This window comes from Pseudomonas sp. YQ_6, from assembly GCF_043103245.1.
Lineage (GTDB): Bacteria > Pseudomonadota > Gammaproteobacteria > Pseudomonadales > Pseudomonadaceae > Aquipseudomonas > Aquipseudomonas alloputida.
In genome coordinates this window covers 1-14,945 of record NZ_JBICJR010000048.1, presented here as the reverse complement: position 1 = coordinate 14,945, position 14,945 = coordinate 1, and the positions used below count along the sequence as shown (strand labels likewise).

The following is a 14,945-nucleotide window of genomic DNA, read 5'->3' as shown; positions in this document are numbered from 1 at the left end:
CGCTGGGTTTGAAAGCCGTGCTTGGACCGCGTCGCGCTATGCGCGACAATAGCGATCATTTTCGGAGCCCCCCATGACCGATTTCACCCCCGACGCCATCCTCGATGCCACCGGCCTGAACTGCCCGGAACCCGTGATGATGCTGCACCAGCACGTACGCAACCTGGCCGCCGGCGGCCTGCTCAAGGTCATCGCCACCGACCCGTCGACCCGCCGCGACATCCCCAAGTTCTGCAACTTCCTCGGCCACGAGCTGCTGCAGCAGCAAGAGGACGCCGGCACTTTCCTGTACTGGATCCGCAAGAAAGCCGACTGAATCGCTCTGGAACACGCCCGGCGTTGCGCCTACACTGCGCTCCCCAGACAGGAGAGCGCCATGCTGATAGTTGCCGACGAGAACATCCCGCTGCTCGATGCCTTCTTCCAGGGTTTCGGTGAAATTCGCCGCTACCCTGGCCGAAGCCTCGATGCTGCCAGCGTCAAGGATGCCGATATCCTGCTGGTGCGCTCCGTGACCAAGGTCGACCGTCAGCTGCTCGAAGGCAGCCGTGTACGCTTTGTCGGCACTTGCACCATCGGCACTGATCACCTGGACCTGGATTACTTTGCAGAAGCTGGCATCCGCTGGAGCAGCGCACCTGGCTGCAATGCCCGCGGCGTGGTCGATTACGTGCTGGGCAGCCTGCTGACCCTGGCCGAACTGGATGGCGTGGCATTGCCTGAACGCGTGTATGGCGTAGTGGGCGCGGGTGAAGTGGGTGGCCGCCTCGTGCGGGTGCTGCATGGCCTGGGCTGGAAGGTGCTGGTGTGCGACCCGTTGCGTCAGGCCGCCGAGGGCGGCGACTACGTCAGCCTCGAAACCATCCTGCAGCAGTGCGATGTGATCAGCTTGCATACCCCGTTGCAACGCGGCGGCCAGCACCCGACCTGGCACCTGCTGGGGCAGGCGCAGCTGGCACAGTTGCGCCCGGGCGCCTGGCTGTTAAACGCCAGCCGTGGCCCGGTAGTGGACAACGTGGCCCTGCGCGAGCTGCTGCTGGACCGTGAAGACGTGCACGCGGTGCTGGATGTGTGGGAAGGGGAGCCGCAGGTCGACCTGACGTTGGCCGACCTGTGCACCCTCGCTACGCCGCACATTGCCGGCTATAGCCTCGATGGCCGCCAACGTGGCACGGCGCAGATCTACCAAGCGCTTTGCCGCTTCCTCGGTGTGAACGAGCAGGTGCGACTGGCCGAGCTGCTGCCCAAACCACCGCTGGCGCAGATCGAGCTGGATGCCAGCACCGACCTGTCATGGGCCATGGCCACCCTGTGTCGCGCCGTGTATGACCCGCGCCGTGATGATGCCGATTTCCGCCGTAGCCTGAGCGATGATCCGCAGCAACAGCGAGCGGCGTTCGACCAGTTGCGCAAGCAATACCCACCTAGGCGCGAGATCGAGGGGCTGGCAGTGCGCTTGCACGGGGAGGCGCCGCAGTTGGCACAGTTGGTCAGTGCCTTGGGTGGGGTGTTGGTCTAAGCAAGCCTTGTCTTGATCTTGCAGGTAGGTGCGGTTGCCCGTTGGGGCGGCCAAGCCCACTGGCTGGGCAGATAAAAACCCGGCGCAAGCGCCGGGTTGCAAAGAATTCGCCGATCAACCTTTGCGTACGCGCTCGACACGGCTTTCTTCCAGGGCCTTGCAGGCCTGCTGGATCATCTGCTCGGTGATCGGCACTTCGCGCCCCTTGGCGTCGATGATCGAACCGCATACTTGCTGTTGCGGGGAGGTCTGGGGCTTCTGGTTATCACTGCCATGCTGCAAGCTCATGCACTGTCTCCTCTTCAGGTTCAAGCTCAGGGTAGCCCTGCGCCGTGACTGGCCTGTGACAGCTTCCGGGTCACGGCAGCAACAGTCCAGCAGAAACCCTGTGAAAGCTCCATAAGCTGTTTAGATCGATGCGTTATAGCAACCTTCATGCAGTCTCCCGACCGGGATGAGTGGTAGGCTGCCGCTTCCCCACCTTTTGTGGTCGTCGTCATGCCCGAATCGGTTTCCCCGCGCCAACGCCGCGCCTTGCGCCTGGCTTGGCAGTTCGTTCGCCCTTATCGCCGCCAGGTGCTGCTGGCATTGCTGGCGCTGGTGGTCACCGCTGCCATCACCCTGTCGATGGGCCAAGGTATCCGCCTGCTGGTGGATCAAGGCTTCATGACCCGCTCCGCGCACCAGCTCAATCAAACCATCGGGCTGTTCCTGCTGCTGGTGCTGGCGCTGGCGGTGGGTACCTTCAGCCGTTTCTATCTGGTGTCGTGGATTGGCGAGCGTTGTGTGGCCGATATCCGTCGTGCTGTCTTCAATCACCTGATCGGCCTGCACCCAGGTTTTTTCGAGGACAACCGCAGCTCCGAGATCCAGTCTCGGCTGACTGCGGACACCACCTTGCTGCAATCAGTGATCGGTTCATCGCTGTCGATGTTCCTGCGCAATGCGCTGATGGTCATTGGCGGTGTGGTATTGCTGTTCATCACCAACCCCAAGCTCACCAGCATCGTGGTGGTAACGCTGCCGCTGGTGTTGGCACCGATCCTGTTGTTCGGCCGTCGTGTGCGCAGCCTGTCGCGGCAGAGCCAGGACAGGGTCGCCGATGTGGGCAGCTACGTGGCTGAGACGCTGGGGCAGATCAAGACCGTGCAGGCCTACAACCACCAGGCGCACGACCGCGAACTGTTCGCCGATACGGTCGAAGCAGCGTTTACTGTTGCCCGCAAGCGGATTACACAGCGTGCCTGGCTGATTACCCTGGTGATCGTTCTGGTGTTGGGGGCGGTGGGGGTGATGCTGTGGGTCGGCGGCATGGATGTGATCGCCGGGCGTATATCCGCAGGCGAGCTGGCTGCATTCGTGTTCTACAGTCTGATCGTCGGCAGCGCCTTCGGTACCCTCAGTGAGGTGATCGGCGAACTGCAACGGGCCGCGGGTGCCGCTGAGCGCATTGCCGAACTGTTGGCAGCGCGAAGTGCCATCCTGCCGCCCGCCGAGGCGCAGCTGCTGCCACAGCAGCGGGCCAGCGGGCGAATCGAACTGCAGCAGGTGGTGTTCGCTTACCCCTCACGGCCCACGGTGGCAGCTGTCGACGGCCTGAGCCTGACCATCGAGCCCGGGCAGACCGTCGCCCTGGTTGGCCCTTCCGGGGCAGGCAAGTCGACCCTGTTCGATTTGTTGCTGCGCTTTTACGACCCACAGCAAGGGCGCATCCTGCTCGATGGCCAGCCGGTTACCGAATTTGATCCCGACCAGCTACGCCGGCAGTTCGCTTTGGTGGCACAAAACCCCTCGCTGTTCCGTGGCACAGTGGAGGCCAACATTCGTTATGGCCGGCCCGAGGCGACCTTGGCCGAAGTCGAAGCAGCAGCCCGCGGCGCCCATGCCGACGAATTCATCCGGCAACTGCCCCAAGGCTACCAGACACAACTGGGGGAGGGCGGCATCGGCCTTTCTGGCGGGCAACGCCAGCGCCTGGCGATTGCCCGGGCCTTGCTGGTCGATGCGCCGATCCTGTTGCTCGACGAAGCCACCAGTGCCCTTGATGCACAAAGCGAATACTTGATCCAGCAAGCGCTACCCAGCCTGATGGCCGGCCGTACCACGCTGGTGATCGCCCATCGCCTGGCCACGGTGCAGCATGCCGAGCGCATCGCGGTCATCGACCAAGGCCGGCTGGTGGCGGTCGGCACCCACCGTCAGTTGATCGAGGACAGCCCGCTGTATGCGCGGCTGGCAGCGCTGCAGTTCACCACGGGCTAGCGTGTCGTGGCTTTGTAACATTTCTGTAGTAATTGCCTGAGAAGATTTGCCTCAACTGTTGCGTAAGTGCTCGACCTGGCTGCCATTGCGTAATGGCAGCTTTTTTTTGGCCTGCCAGTAATGAGGCTGTACAGCGGCCTCAGCCTACTCCCTCTGGTTCCGAGACCCTCGATGTTGCGTAAATCCCTCAGAGTGCAAATTCTCTCGCTGCTCGGCGGCAGTGTGCTGGCGATGCTGCTGATCGCCCTGGTGTGTTTCCAGTTCCTGTCGTCCAGCGTGCGTGGCTACGCCGAGCTGGTCGACGGGCCGCTGCGGGCCTCGCAATTGATTGACGAAGCCAACCTGCAGTTCAAGATCCAGGTGCAGGAATGGAAGAACGTGCTGCTGCGCGGGCGCCAGCCTGCGGAGATGGACAAGTACTGGCAGCAGTTCCAGGCCCGCGAACAGCAAGTACAGCAACTGCTCGGGCAATTGATCGACAACAGCGATGCCAGGCTCAAGGTGTCGCTGCAGCAATTGCGCGACAGCCACCGCCAGTTGGGCCAGGCCTATGCGCAAGGCCGCCAGGCCTTCCTTGCGGCAGGCGGCGACCCGGTAGCGGGCGACCGGGCGGTCAAAGGCGTGGATCGTGCCGCCAGTGAGCAGATGAGCGAACTGGTCGAGCAACTGCGCGCCGATGCTCGCCAGCGTGCAGCCAGTATCAATGCCAGTGCCGAGCGCACGGTATGGTTGGGCCTGGTGGTGATGCTGGCTTCTGCGGGGCTGGTGGGGCTGCTCAGCCTGTGGCTGGTCAACCGAAGCTTGATCGAGCCGATCCGCCAGTTGATCGAGTACGTCGCGCAGCTCAGCCAGGGCTGCTTTGCTGCCCGGGTCGACAGCCGTCGGGAGGATGAGCTGGGGCGCCTGGCGCGAGCGGCCAACACCCTGCGTGACTTCCTTGCCGATACCGTCGGCCGGCTGCAGGACAACGCTCAGGAGCTGGAAGGTGCCAGCGGCCAGTTGCGCAGTATTGCCGGTGATATGGCCCGCGGTACTCATGACCAGTTCCAGCGTACCGACCAGGTGGCCACGGCCATGCACGAAATGTCCGCCACTGCCCAAGAGGTCGCTCGCCACGCCGCCGAGGCTGCCCGCGCGGCCGATGACGCCGACCACAGCGCCCAGGCCGGCGAGCAGGTGATGCAGCAGACCATCGACATCATCGGGCTGGTCAACCGCGAAATCGCCGGCACGGCAACGGTAATTCGCGATCTGGAGCATGACAGCACACGGATAGGCAAAGTGCTGGAAGTGATCCGCGGCATTGCTGAACAGACCAACCTGCTGGCGCTTAACGCGGCCATCGAAGCAGCCCGTGCTGGCGAAGCCGGGCGTGGTTTTGCGGTGGTCGCCGATGAAGTGCGTAGCCTGGCCCAGCGCACGGCAGCGTCGATTGCAGAAATTCACCAGATCATCGAGGCGGTACAGTCGGGGGCTGTGGAGGCGGTCAAGGCCATCGAAAGTGGCCAGCAACGTAGCCGGGAAGGGGCTGAGCAGGTCGAGCAGGCCGGCCAGATGCTGCAACGTATCACCCAGGCGGTGGAGGCGATCCGCGACATGAACCGGCAGATCGCCACAGCGGCCGAGGAGCAGACCAGTGTGGCTGAAGATATCTCGCGCAACCTGATCGAAATCACCCGAATTGCCACGGCCAACCAGGAAGCGGTGCAGCATACCGAGCAGGCGGGGCAGCGCCTGCATGGTTTGTCAGGGCAGTTGGGCGAAGTCACCTCCCGCCTGAGTGCCTGACTGGATCTGCAGGGGTTGCAGGTGCCCATATAGGCTGAAACCGCGCACTGACGTATTTTTCGCACACAACAAAAAGCCCGCACATGGCGGGCTTTCTGACAAGGATTTGGTCGGAGAGACAGGATTCGAACCTGCGGCCTTCTCGTCCCGAACGAGACGCGCTACCTGGCTGCGCTACACTCCGATGAACAAAATCCTACTGCATCCCGTTTTTGCTCGCAAGCCCTTGTTGTTTAAAGGGCCATAGCCTGAACGGGGCCTTGATCAGAGCTCTTTGACGGTGCGGATCTGGTCCTTGTTCAGGCGTGTGCGCTTGCCGTCGAGTTGCTCGAATTCATAGAAGCCAGAGTCTTCGTCGTAGGACGGTTTGTCGGTTGCCTGGATCTCCCGGCCATCGTTCAGGGTAATGACGGTTGGGGTCGAGCAGCCAGCAAGGGCGCCCAAACCCAAGGCAAGCAGGAAGGCGGGTAGGGTCCGTTTGATCATCGTGTTTCTCCAAGTGCGATGGTGCTAGATGACATTTATGACGCAGGACGTTAGTGCAAGTTCACTCCAAGTGCAGCATAGCGACTAATTTGTCCCCTTGACCCAAGGCAAGGCTTAGGGGGGCAACGCTGGAAAAGGTGCGCTGTGATATAACTGCGTCCATCTCATCCTGTTGTGACGGACACCCATGAAAGCCAAGGCAGATACCCCCTTCGTGGCGCTAAGCATCGCCGTACTCACGGTCAGCGACACCCGTACCTTCGACACCGACACCTCTGGCCAGATGTTCGTCGACCGCCTGAGCGCCGCCGGTCACCGCCTTGCCGAGCGCGTGCTGCTCAAGGATGACCTGTACAAGATCCGGGCCCAGGTCGCCACATGGATCGCCGATGACAACGTGCAAGTGGTGCTGATTACGGGCGGTACCGGGTTTACTGGTCGCGACAGCACCCCAGAGGCGGTGGCGTGCCTGCTGGACAAGCAAGTAGACGGCTTTGGTGAGCTGTTCCGGCAGATTTCCGTGGCCGACATTGGCACCTCCACCGTGCAGTCGCGTGCCTTGGCCGGGCTGGCAAACGGCACACTGGTGTGCTGCCTGCCGGGCTCCACCAACGCTGTGCGTACCGGTTGGGATGGCATCCTGGCCGAGCAGCTCGATGCCCGTCATCGCCCTTGCAACTTCGTGGCGCACCTGAAGCAGGCAGCGGCCTGTGACAGCCGTGGCTGAGGTCAGCCAGGCCCGGCCGCTGATGCCGGTGGAACAGGCGCTGGAGCAACTGCTGGCGCTGGCCGAAGCTGCACCGATCCGCGAGACCGAAAACCTGCCGCTGGCCGAAGCCGAGGGCCGCGTGCTGGCCACCGACCTGATGGCCTCGCTCGACCTGCCGCCCTGGCCGAACAGCGCCATGGACGGCTATGCCTTGCGCCTGGCTGACTGGCAGGGCCAGCCGCTGCCGGTCAGCCAGCGTATTTTCGCCGGTCATGCGCCCCAGCCGCTGCAACCGGGTACCTGCGCGCGGATATTCACCGGTGCGCCTGTGCCGGAGGGAGCCGACTGCGTCGAGATGCAGGAAAACACCGAAGTACTCGAAGATGGCCGGGTGCGCTTTCTCGAAGTGTTGCGCGCCGAGCAGAACATACGCCCTCAAGGCCAGGAAACCCGCAAGGGCGAGCAGGTGATGAGCGCCGGCACCCGCCTTGGGCCGATCGAACTGGGCCTGGCGGCGACCTTGGGGCATGGCCGTCTGGACGTGGTGCGCAAGGTGAAAGTGGCGGTGCTGTCGACCGGCGACGAACTGGTCGAGCCAGGCCTGCCGCTTGGGCCCGGGCAGATCTACAACAGCAACCGCAGGCTGCTGGTCAGCTGGTTGCAGCGGCTGGGTTGCGAAGTGGTCGATGCCGGCATCCTGCCGGATGACCTGGCGCGCACTCGCACCTGCCTGGCTGAACTGGGTGGTGTAGACCTGATTCTGTCCACCGGAGGTGTCTCGGTGGGCGAGGCCGACTACCTCGGTGCTGCCCTGCGCGAGGCCGGCGAACTGGCGTTGTGGAAGCTGGCGATCAAACCGGGCAAGCCGCTGACCTTCGGCCACTTCCAGGGCGTGCCGGTGATTGGCTTGCCGGGCAACCCCGCCTCGACCTTGGTCACCTTCGGTCTGCTGACCAGGCCCTACCTGCTGCGTCGTCAGGGTGTGATTGACGTTACGCCGTTGCGTTTCGACATGCCGGCTGGGTTTGACTGGCCCAAGCCGGGTACGCGCCGCGAATATCTGCGCGCGCGCATCGAGCAAGGCCGGGTGAGCATCTACAAGAACCAGAGCTCGGGTGTGCTGCGCAGCGCCGCCTGGGCGCAGGGGCTGGTGGAAGTGCGTGAGGGCAGCACGCCGAAGCAGGGCGACAACGTGCCATTCATCCCCTTCAGCGAGCTACTTGGCTGAGCGGCCCAGCCAGGCACTGGCCAGCGGCGCGGCCTCGGCCGGTGCCGCCTGAGTCAGGCGTATGTGCACAGTTTCCAGTTGTTGGGCAGCCACGCTCCAGTCGTGGCGCTGGCGGGCAAACTGGCGCCCGGCATCGCTCAACTGGCTCATGCGCCAGGGCTGATTGAGCAACTGGGTGATCAGCAATGCCAGTTGATCACCGTCGTCACTGCCCAGGTAGTGCTCGCCGTTATTCACGGTCAGGCCTGAAACGCCCTTTTCGGTGGTGATCACGGGTAAGCCTGCGGCCATCGCTTCGAGGATTTTCACCTTCGAGCCACCGGCATAGCGCAGGGGGGCAAAGAACAGTGCGGAACGTCGTTGCAGTTCACGCAGGTCGGGGCGGTAGCCGAACCATTCAATGCGTGGGTCGTTCCAGTGAAGCTTCCAGTTGGCCGGCATGGCATGCCCGGCGATCGCCAGACGCACCGCCGGGTTGCTCATCCACACCTTCGGCATGATGTCGTCCAGTGCCCACTCGATGGCCTCCAGATTGGCGCCATATTCGAAATTGCCGACGAACAACAAACGCTGGCTGTGCAGCGCAGGTTGCACCTGCTGGTAAAAATCACAGTCCACGCCGTTGACCACCACATTCACCGGGCGCCCGCTGATCTGCGCGATCAGCTCGGCATCGTGGGCGCTGACAGCCACCAGTTCGGTGGGCTGGCGCAGCACACGGTGTTCCCAGCGCCGGTAGCGCCAGCGGTCGAAGGCGTTGAGCGGGCGCAGCCACAGCGGCAGGCGATCGTGGCAGGCACCGCCCATTACCGACTCCAGGGTGTGCTCGCTAAGCATGTAGGGCAGCCTGCGAGCCTGCAGGGCTTTTTCGAACGGCTGGAAGCTGTAGCTGTGCTCGATCTGGATCACGTCCCAGGGTTCGTCCAGCAGTTGCTCGAACCGGTGCCGCAGGCAAGGCGCCAGGCCATTGATGATTGCCCGCATGGGGTAGTCGATGATGGGGGATGCCAGTAGGTTGAGTGGGCTGTGCAGCGGCCTGCGGGGTAGCACGATTAGGCGTTCGAGGAGTGGCTCGAGGGCCTCGCGTGCTGCATCGCTGAGAGGGATTTTCGACTGCACCAGCAGGGTGATCCGGTGACCGCGCTGGGCCAGCGCACGCAGCAGATGGTATTGCCGGGTCTTGTGGCCGCTGGTGGTCGGCCAAGGCAGGTAGGGCAGTGTCCAGAGAATGCGCATGACCCGAAGTCCTCAAGAAAGGCTGCAGATAGCAAAACGCGCCCGTTGGCAGCAGTGGGGGAGCCACTGCCGGGCGCGTCCATGGCAATAGGGGTATTTTCTGAGCATAGCCGGGATTGCCAAGTGTGGAAAAAATGACCGGCGACGCGATCAGTTGCCGGCGTGGCGCCGGCCCAGTGTTTTTTCCAGGGCATGCAACGATCCGGGCGGGCCAGTGGTCGAGATAGGGGGTGGTCCATTTTACGGAGACGCATACATGCAAGGGCGCAAGGCAATGCTGGTGCTGCACGGCAAGCAGGCGATGAACGAAGACGTGCGCAGCGCCGTGGGCGACCTGCGCGATAGTGGCTGGGTGCTGGACGTACGGGTTACCTGGGAGGCGGGCGACGCCCAACGGCTGGTCGCCGAGGCACTGGCAGCGGGCTACAGCCATATCGTCGCCGGTGGCGGGGACGGCACGTTGCGTGATGTGGCTGAGGCAATGGGCCTGGCTGCTGCTCAAGCCAGCCTGGCCTTGTTGCCCTTGGGGACGGCCAACGATTTTGCCAAAGCCGCTGGCATCCCCTTGGAGCCGGCACCGGCGCTGGCCTTGCTGAATGTCGCGCCACAACCGATAGACCTGGGGCAGGCTGGCGATCAGCTGTTCCTCAACATGGCCACGGGTGGCTTTGGCAGCCAGGTCACTGCCAATACCTCCGAAGACCTCAAGAAAGTGCTGGGCGCTGCGGCTTACCTGTTCACCGGGTTGTCCCGCTTCAGTGAGCTACAGGCGGCTTCGGTGGAGCTACAGGGGCCGGGCTTCCATTGGCAAGGGGATTTGCTGGCGCTGGGTATCGGCAATGGCCGACAGGCTGGGGGAGGGCAGGTGCTGTGCCCCGAAGCCATGGTCAACGACGGTTTGCTTGACGTCGCTATTCTGCCTGCCCCACAGGAAGTGGTGGGGGCTCTGCGGGACCTGTTGGGTGGTGACGGCCTGTTCGTTCGGGCCAGGCTGCCATGGGTCGAGATCAAGAGTTCGCAAGGGTTGGACATCAATCTCGATGGCGAGCCGTTGCAGGCTGCCAGCCTGCGCTTTCAGGCAAGGCCGGCGGCGTTGCACCTGCACCTGCCGGCCGGGTCGCCGTTGCTCAGTCATCCAGGCTGATGATTTTTTCGCGTACGGCGAACAGCACCAGGCCGGCCACGTCGTGAATCTGCAGGCGCTTCATGATTTGCGAGCGGTGAGTTTCCACGGTCTTGATGGACAGGCCCAGGCCCCCAGCGATCTCCCGGGTGGACTTGCCGCGCACGATCAGGCGCAGGATCTCAAGTTGCCGTGAAGTCAGATTATGCCGTTCGCCAGCGCTTGGCTTGCCTTGTTGGGTGTGCCGCAGCGCCTGGTTGATGACGGTGTGGGCGATGGCCGGGCTGAGGTAGCGCTCACCGTGGCGGACGGCACCCAGCGCCTGTTCCAGCTCGTTGGCGCTGGTATCCTTGAGCAGGTAGCCGTGGGCGCCGCCTTCCAGGGCCCGCATGATCAGGTCCGGGTCGGTGTGCATGGACAGGATCAGCACCTTGCAGGTACTGCCGCTGGCACGCAGTTGGGTGAGGGCGTCCAGGCCACTGGTCGAACGCATGGAGATGTCCAGCAAGATGATGTCGGGCGCCAGTGTGCGCACCTGGTCCAGTAGCTGGTTGCCGTCGTCGGCTTCGCCGACCACGTCATAGCCGGGGATGTCGCAGACCAGTGCGCGCACCCCGGCGCGGATCAGCGAGTGGTCATCTACCAGCAGTAGTCTACAGGTCATGGTTGATAATACTCCTGGCGCGTTGCTGGGTGCGCGGGGACCACGGGAACATCGCTTCGATCTGCGTGCCTCGGCCAGGCTGACTGGTGATCTCGAGGCTGCCCTGCAGCGCGATTACCCGCTCCTGCATGCCGGCCAGGCCGCGCTGACCGGCCTCGGCCGGGTGCCGGGCAGGGGCGAAACCACGACCATCGTCGTGGATCGACAGCGCCAGCCCCTCAGGGGTGCGTTGCAGGCGGATGACCAAGTTGTGTGCCTGGGCGTGGCGCAGCATGTTGGTCACTGCCTCCTGGGTAATACGGAACACTGCCATGGCCACGGCTTCGTCGATGCCGCCCAGGCGCTGGTTGCACGCCAGGCTCCAGTGCACGCCGCTGCTGGCCAGGGTGCGTACCAGGTGTGCGCGCAGGCTGGCTTCCAGGCCAAGGCTGGCCAACTGCCGGGGGTTGAGCAGCGCGGAAACATCGCGCACGTTACCGAGGGTGTCATCCAGCGTGCTGCGCAGGGCGTCGCAGTGCCCCTGCAACTCGTCGGGCATGCGCCGTTGCAGCCACTGCAGTTGCAGCTTGGCAGCGGTGAGCAGTTGACCGATGTCGTCGTGCAGTTCCCGGCCCAGATGCTGGCGCTCGTCTTCTTGCACCTTGAGCATGCGCTCGGCCAGCTCGGCGGGGCGCAGGTGGATCGATCTGGCGCCCAGGCCCAGTTGTACAACAGCCCCCAGCGTGGCGACCAACTGCAGCACCAGCAGGCTGGCCGGGATTGTCTGGTTGGCCAGGTACAGCGCCATGTTGGCAACCAGTGAGGCCACGCACAGCCCGACTGTTGCCCAGCGCAGCACGGCGGCGCGGGAGCAGCAATGCAAAGAAGTCTTCAAGCGTGGAAACATAGGTAGGGAGGCCACTGAAGTATTGCTGATGGAGGCCTTGCACAATGCTGCTCAGAGGCTTTGGCGCAGTACTTTCGTTGTTTTTTTGAACACGTATTCTTGCCACCGTTGTTCCGGTCGCAAGCGTTTGTGGGGGCGCATATTACCACTTTGCATTGCATCGGTCGCGGCCGGGTAACGCGTTGAAACGCCTACTGGTCGGGCGCTTTCGGGTAGCAAAGTGCCACCCTTTAATCGCGCTGTACCCACTTGTGCTGTAACTAGCGCGGCAATGATTCAACGGCATGCACCGAAAGCCTGGTGAACTTTCAAAGTTCGACCATGGTCGGGTTTCAATAAAGTTGCTTAGTTGCACTTTGCGTCAGGTTAATGCATGCGGTTAGAGCGGTTGGGGAGAGTGCCGGTTGCCGCGTCACTGTGCGGGTGAATACACGCGTTGCCTTCTTCATCGCAGGACGCACAGGCTGGCGCAAAGGGGGGTTGTACGACCTTGGCCAATTCACCCAGCAGCACCAGTTGCTCGCCGATGTCCAGGTTCAGCCGCCCTGTACGGCTATCGACCAGCTCCAACTGCCAGGCCAGCAAGGTCAGGCACGCCCCTATCGCGGGTAGGGCTTCACGCTGCAGGCAGCCACCGTGACAGGCCGGGGCGAGCAACTGTTGCAGGGCGGTGGTGTAGTGGGCAACTTCACGCAGGCCCAGGCGCGTAGCTTGACGGGCGATAGTGTCGAGGGTGTTGTTCAGGCAACTGCAGGCATCCGGGTCATTGTCTATAAGCTCCAGATGCTGCAGGCATTCCTGGGCCTGGGTCAGCAGTACCTGGGCATCCAGCAGAAAGCCCTGCAGGGCGTCATCGAACGATAAGGCAGTGTCCATCATCATATCCCCGCGCGTGGGGTAGGCGCAGGGGGCGGGCACGCCGAAACGATAGCTAGCAAAAGCCTGACTCCATTCATGCAATGAGAATGGCGTCACATTAATGGCTAAAGGATATCGCGAACATCAGGTTGCACCCGATTGCTGCTAAGGGTTTCCCTGATCAACGGCTAGGGTAGGGAACTTTTGTCGTGCCCCTGATTTGCCCCGGCGTGTCGGCAGTAAAGCATGATGGTAAAGTGATATCAATTATCCGCGCGGCATTTTCCTGCAAGGGTCAAGGTGTGCGTGAAGCCGCCGATACAGGGTAGATGACTTCACCTTTTACGACTCAAGCCTGGGGGCTTTCCAATGGCTGGCATTCTCGACACGGTAGACCAACGCACACAACTGGTGGGTGAGAACCGCCTGGAAATTCTGATGTTTCGCCTGGCCGGTCGCCAGCTGTTCGCGATCAACGTGTTCAAGGTGCAGGAAGTACTGCAACTGCCCAAGCTGACCCTGATGCCCCAGCGCCACGCCTATGTCTGCGGTGTGGTCAACCTGCGTGGGCAGACCCTGCCGGTGATCGACCTGTCCCAGGCGATCGGTATGCGCCCGCTACAGCCGGGGCCGGACAGCACCATCATCGTCACCGAATACAACCGCTCGGTGCAGGCCTTCCTGGTGGGCGGTGTCGACCGCATCGTCAACATGAACTGGGAGTCGATCATGCCGCCGCCTTCCAGTGCCGGTCGCCAGCACTACCTGACTGCCATCACCAAGGTCGATGAGAAGCTGGTGGAGGTGATCGACGTGGAAAAGGTGCTGGCCGAGATCGTGCCCTACAACGCCCGGGTCTCTGGCGACAAGCTCGCCGACCCAGTGCTGGCCCGCGCCCGCGGCCGCGAAGTGCTGCTGGTGGACGACTCCAGTGTGGCCTTGGCGCAATTGCGCGATACCCTGTCCCAGCTGGGCATGAAGCTGCATGTGGCCAGTGATGGCCTGAAGGCGCTGCGCATGCTCAAGGCTTGGGCCGACGCCGGCGAGGACGTGTGCGAAAAGCTGCTGATGGTGTTCACCGATGCAGAAATGCCGGAGATGGACGGCTATCGGCTTACCACCGAGATCCGCAGCGATGCCCGTCTGCGCCAGCTCTATGTGGTGCTGCACACTTCGCTGTCGGGCAGTTTCAACGAATCCATGGTGAAGAAGGTGGGCTGTGACAACTTCCTTTCCAAGTTCCAGCCTGATCGCCTGGTCGATGTGGTCAAGCAGCGCCTGCTGCTGGATACCACCGCTGCGTGAACGTTGTGCCGGCCAGGTATAAGCTTGGCTTTTGGCATGAAGCGAGGCAGCAGGGATGTTTCTCAGTGAGTTGTATCGATACCCGGTGAAGTCGGGGCAGGCGCAAAGCCTGAAGGCATCACCGGTGGGGTTGCTGGGGTTGCAAGGCGACCGGCGCTGGATGGTGGTCGAGGAAGAAAACGGACGCTTCCTGACCCAGCGTGCCTGGCCACAACTTGGCCAGATCGACGCGAGCGATGACGACAGCGGCCATTTGCTGCTGCAAGCCCCTGGACAGGCGCCGTTGCGGGTGCCAGTGCCGCCTGCCGATGACGCCCTGCGCGGCGTGACGATCTGGCGCGATACCCTGCGTGTGCCGGACGCTGGCGATGCCGCGGCGGCCTGGTTGAGTGAGTTGCTGGGCAAAGCCGTACGCCTGGTACATTGCCCGGAGCAGCGTGCGCGTTACCTGCCCAATGGATACGGCTTCAACAGTGACCGTGCGGCGTTTCCGGATGGTTTCCCCTTGCTGCTGATTGGGCAGGGCTCGCTGGATGAGCTTAACCGGCGTATTGGCCGCCCCATGTCGATGCGGCGCTTTCGGCCCAACCTGGTGGTGCAGGGCGCGGAGCCGTTTGCCGAGGATGGCTGGAAGCGGATTCGCATCGGCAGCTTGGTGTTTCGCGTGCTCAAGCCCAGTGTGCGGTGCATCTTCACGACCATCGATCCAGCCACCGGGGAGCGCAGCGCTGACCGTGAGCCGATGGTTACGTTGAAGACTTTCCGCGAAAAAGAAGGCGACGTGCTGTTCGGCCAGAACCTGGCTGTGGATGGCAGTGGGTGGCTGGAGGTGGGGATGGAAGTAGAAATCCTGGAATAGGTGTGTTGCCTGTGCCGGCCTC

General features: G+C 62.9%; 15 protein-coding genes, 1 tRNA gene and 1 pseudogene. 10 read left to right on the top strand and 7 right to left on the bottom strand.

All coding sequences use genetic code 11. The annotated features are described in order from the left end of the window. Positions 1 to 73: 73 nt before the first annotated feature. Together tusA and pdxB are read left to right on the top strand one after the other, a co-directional pair. Positions 74 to 316, top strand: coding sequence for a sulfurtransferase TusA (gene tusA, locus ACF8FG_RS15910; protein ID WP_003248727.1), 243 nt, complete (start codon positions 74 to 76; stop codon positions 314 to 316). Positions 317 to 376: 60 nt separating this feature from the next. Continuing rightward, positions 377 to 1,519: a 4-phosphoerythronate dehydrogenase PdxB gene (pdxB, locus tag ACF8FG_RS15905; protein WP_014591797.1), complete on the top strand. Its 1,143-nt coding sequence runs from the start codon at positions 377 to 379 to the stop codon at positions 1,517 to 1,519. 114 nt (positions 1,520 to 1,633) lie between these two features. On the opposite strand, the gene ACF8FG_RS15900 is transcribed toward pdxB, so the two are convergent. Next, positions 1,634 to 1,807, bottom strand: a complete 174-nt coding sequence (locus tag ACF8FG_RS15900; protein WP_014591796.1) for a PA1571 family protein — start codon at positions 1,805 to 1,807, stop codon at positions 1,634 to 1,636. A gap of 210 nt (positions 1,808 to 2,017) precedes the next feature. Here ACF8FG_RS15900 and ACF8FG_RS15895 point away from each other — a divergent pair, with 210 nt between their 5' ends. From ACF8FG_RS15895 to ACF8FG_RS15885, 3 genes and pseudogenes are all read left to right on the top strand, one after another. Further along, positions 2,018 to 3,781: an ABC transporter transmembrane domain-containing protein gene (locus ACF8FG_RS15895; protein ID WP_318078975.1), complete on the top strand. Its 1,764-nt coding sequence runs from the start codon at positions 2,018 to 2,020 to the stop codon at positions 3,779 to 3,781. Positions 3,782 to 3,901: 120 nt separating this feature from the next. Continuing rightward, a pseudogene (locus tag ACF8FG_RS15890) lies at positions 3,902 to 4,684 on the top strand (methyl-accepting chemotaxis protein); the annotation flags it as partial. A 117-nt stretch (positions 4,685 to 4,801) separates the two neighbouring features. After that, positions 4,802 to 5,569, top strand: coding sequence for a methyl-accepting chemotaxis protein (locus tag ACF8FG_RS15885; RefSeq protein WP_392518956.1), 768 nt, complete (start codon positions 4,802 to 4,804; stop codon positions 5,567 to 5,569). Between the two features lie 107 nt (positions 5,570 to 5,676). On the opposite strand, the gene ACF8FG_RS15880 is transcribed toward ACF8FG_RS15885, so the two are convergent. Next, positions 5,677 to 5,753 (bottom strand) — tRNA-Pro (locus tag ACF8FG_RS15880). Positions 5,754 to 5,833: 80 nt separating this feature from the next. Continuing rightward, positions 5,834 to 6,055 carry a YgdI/YgdR family lipoprotein gene (locus ACF8FG_RS15875; protein ID WP_003248738.1) on the bottom strand — a complete coding sequence of 74 codons (222 nt, stop codon included), beginning with the start codon at positions 6,053 to 6,055 and terminating at the stop codon, positions 5,834 to 5,836. 187 nt (positions 6,056 to 6,242) lie between these two features. Between ACF8FG_RS15875 and moaB the strand changes: the two genes are divergently transcribed. Together moaB and glp are read left to right on the top strand one after the other, a co-directional pair. Further along, a complete protein-coding gene (moaB, locus tag ACF8FG_RS15870) occupies positions 6,243 to 6,782 on the top strand; it encodes a molybdenum cofactor biosynthesis protein B (RefSeq protein WP_014591793.1) in 540 nt (179 codons plus the stop codon). Continuing rightward, complete coding sequence (glp, locus tag ACF8FG_RS15865) at positions 6,766 to 7,992, top strand: gephyrin-like molybdotransferase Glp (protein WP_076403443.1); 1,227 nt, start codon at positions 6,766 to 6,768, stop codon at positions 7,990 to 7,992. Before moaB ends, glp begins: the two co-directional genes overlap by 17 nt. Here glp and ACF8FG_RS15860 read toward each other — a convergent pair. After that, positions 7,981 to 9,228 carry a glycosyltransferase family 4 protein gene (locus ACF8FG_RS15860; protein WP_019437643.1) on the bottom strand — a complete coding sequence of 416 codons (1,248 nt, stop codon included), beginning with the start codon at positions 9,226 to 9,228 and terminating at the stop codon, positions 7,981 to 7,983. The two genes, glp and ACF8FG_RS15860, sit on opposite strands and share 12 nt — an antisense overlap. A 256-nt stretch (positions 9,229 to 9,484) precedes the next feature. Here ACF8FG_RS15860 and yegS point away from each other — a divergent pair, with 256 nt between their 5' ends. Continuing rightward, positions 9,485 to 10,372, top strand: a complete 888-nt coding sequence (gene yegS / locus ACF8FG_RS15855; RefSeq protein ID WP_053868121.1) for a lipid kinase YegS — start codon at positions 9,485 to 9,487, stop codon at positions 10,370 to 10,372. Here yegS and ACF8FG_RS15850 read toward each other — a convergent pair. From ACF8FG_RS15850 to ACF8FG_RS15840, 3 genes are all read right to left on the bottom strand, one after another. Then, positions 10,356 to 11,015, bottom strand: coding sequence for a response regulator transcription factor (locus ACF8FG_RS15850; protein WP_076403439.1), 660 nt, complete (start codon positions 11,013 to 11,015; stop codon positions 10,356 to 10,358). The two genes, yegS and ACF8FG_RS15850, sit on opposite strands and share 17 nt — an antisense overlap. Next, on the bottom strand, positions 11,005 to 11,901 hold the full coding sequence (locus ACF8FG_RS15845; protein WP_014591788.1) for a sensor histidine kinase: 897 nt from the start codon (positions 11,899 to 11,901) through the stop codon (positions 11,005 to 11,007). The genes ACF8FG_RS15850 and ACF8FG_RS15845 overlap by 11 nt, the downstream gene beginning before the upstream one ends. A gap of 366 nt (positions 11,902 to 12,267) precedes the next feature. Next, entirely contained in the window at positions 12,268 to 12,777 is a 510-nt protein-coding gene (locus ACF8FG_RS15840; protein WP_026031879.1) for a hypothetical protein, read from the bottom strand. 351 nt (positions 12,778 to 13,128) lie between these two features. Between ACF8FG_RS15840 and ACF8FG_RS15835 the strand changes: the two genes are divergently transcribed. Next, the gene (locus ACF8FG_RS15835; protein ID WP_014591786.1) at positions 13,129 to 14,064 is read left to right on the top strand and encodes a chemotaxis protein CheV; all 936 of its coding nucleotides are present in this window, start codon (positions 13,129 to 13,131) and stop codon (positions 14,062 to 14,064) included. 55 nt (positions 14,065 to 14,119) lie between these two features. Further along, on the top strand, positions 14,120 to 14,923 hold the full coding sequence (locus tag ACF8FG_RS15830; protein ID WP_014591785.1) for an MOSC domain-containing protein: 804 nt from the start codon (positions 14,120 to 14,122) through the stop codon (positions 14,921 to 14,923). The last annotated feature ends 22 nt before the right edge of the window (positions 14,924 to 14,945 follow it).

Bases quoted from the DNA above. Each gene is read 5' to 3' on its own strand.
- ACF8FG_RS15845 (WP_014591788.1), bottom strand. From the start codon at position 11,901: ATGTTTCCACGCTTGAAGACTTCTTTGCATTGCTGCTCCCGCGCCGCC.
- yegS (WP_053868121.1), top strand. From the start codon at position 9,485: ATGCAAGGGCGCAAGGCAATGCTGGTGCTGCACGGCAAGCAGGCGATG.
- ACF8FG_RS15895 (WP_318078975.1), top strand. From the start codon at position 2,018: ATGCCCGAATCGGTTTCCCCGCGCCAACGCCGCGCCTTGCGCCTGGCT.
- ACF8FG_RS15860 (WP_019437643.1), bottom strand. From the start codon at position 9,228: ATGCGCATTCTCTGGACACTGCCCTACCTGCCTTGGCCGACCACCAGC.
- moaB (WP_014591793.1), top strand. From the start codon at position 6,243: ATGAAAGCCAAGGCAGATACCCCCTTCGTGGCGCTAAGCATCGCCGTA.
- pdxB (WP_014591797.1), top strand. From the start codon at position 377: ATGCTGATAGTTGCCGACGAGAACATCCCGCTGCTCGATGCCTTCTTC.
- ACF8FG_RS15850 (WP_076403439.1), bottom strand. From the start codon at position 11,015: ATGACCTGTAGACTACTGCTGGTAGATGACCACTCGCTGATCCGCGCC.
- ACF8FG_RS15900 (WP_014591796.1), bottom strand. From the start codon at position 1,807: ATGAGCTTGCAGCATGGCAGTGATAACCAGAAGCCCCAGACCTCCCCG.
- ACF8FG_RS15830 (WP_014591785.1), top strand. From the start codon at position 14,120: ATGTTTCTCAGTGAGTTGTATCGATACCCGGTGAAGTCGGGGCAGGCG.
- ACF8FG_RS15840 (WP_026031879.1), bottom strand. From the start codon at position 12,777: ATGGACACTGCCTTATCGTTCGATGACGCCCTGCAGGGCTTTCTGCTG.
- tusA (WP_003248727.1), top strand. From the start codon at position 74: ATGACCGATTTCACCCCCGACGCCATCCTCGATGCCACCGGCCTGAAC.
- ACF8FG_RS15885 (WP_392518956.1), top strand. From the start codon at position 4,802: ATGGCCCGCGGTACTCATGACCAGTTCCAGCGTACCGACCAGGTGGCC.
- ACF8FG_RS15835 (WP_014591786.1), top strand. From the start codon at position 13,129: ATGGCTGGCATTCTCGACACGGTAGACCAACGCACACAACTGGTGGGT.
- ACF8FG_RS15875 (WP_003248738.1), bottom strand. From the start codon at position 6,055: ATGATCAAACGGACCCTACCCGCCTTCCTGCTTGCCTTGGGTTTGGGC.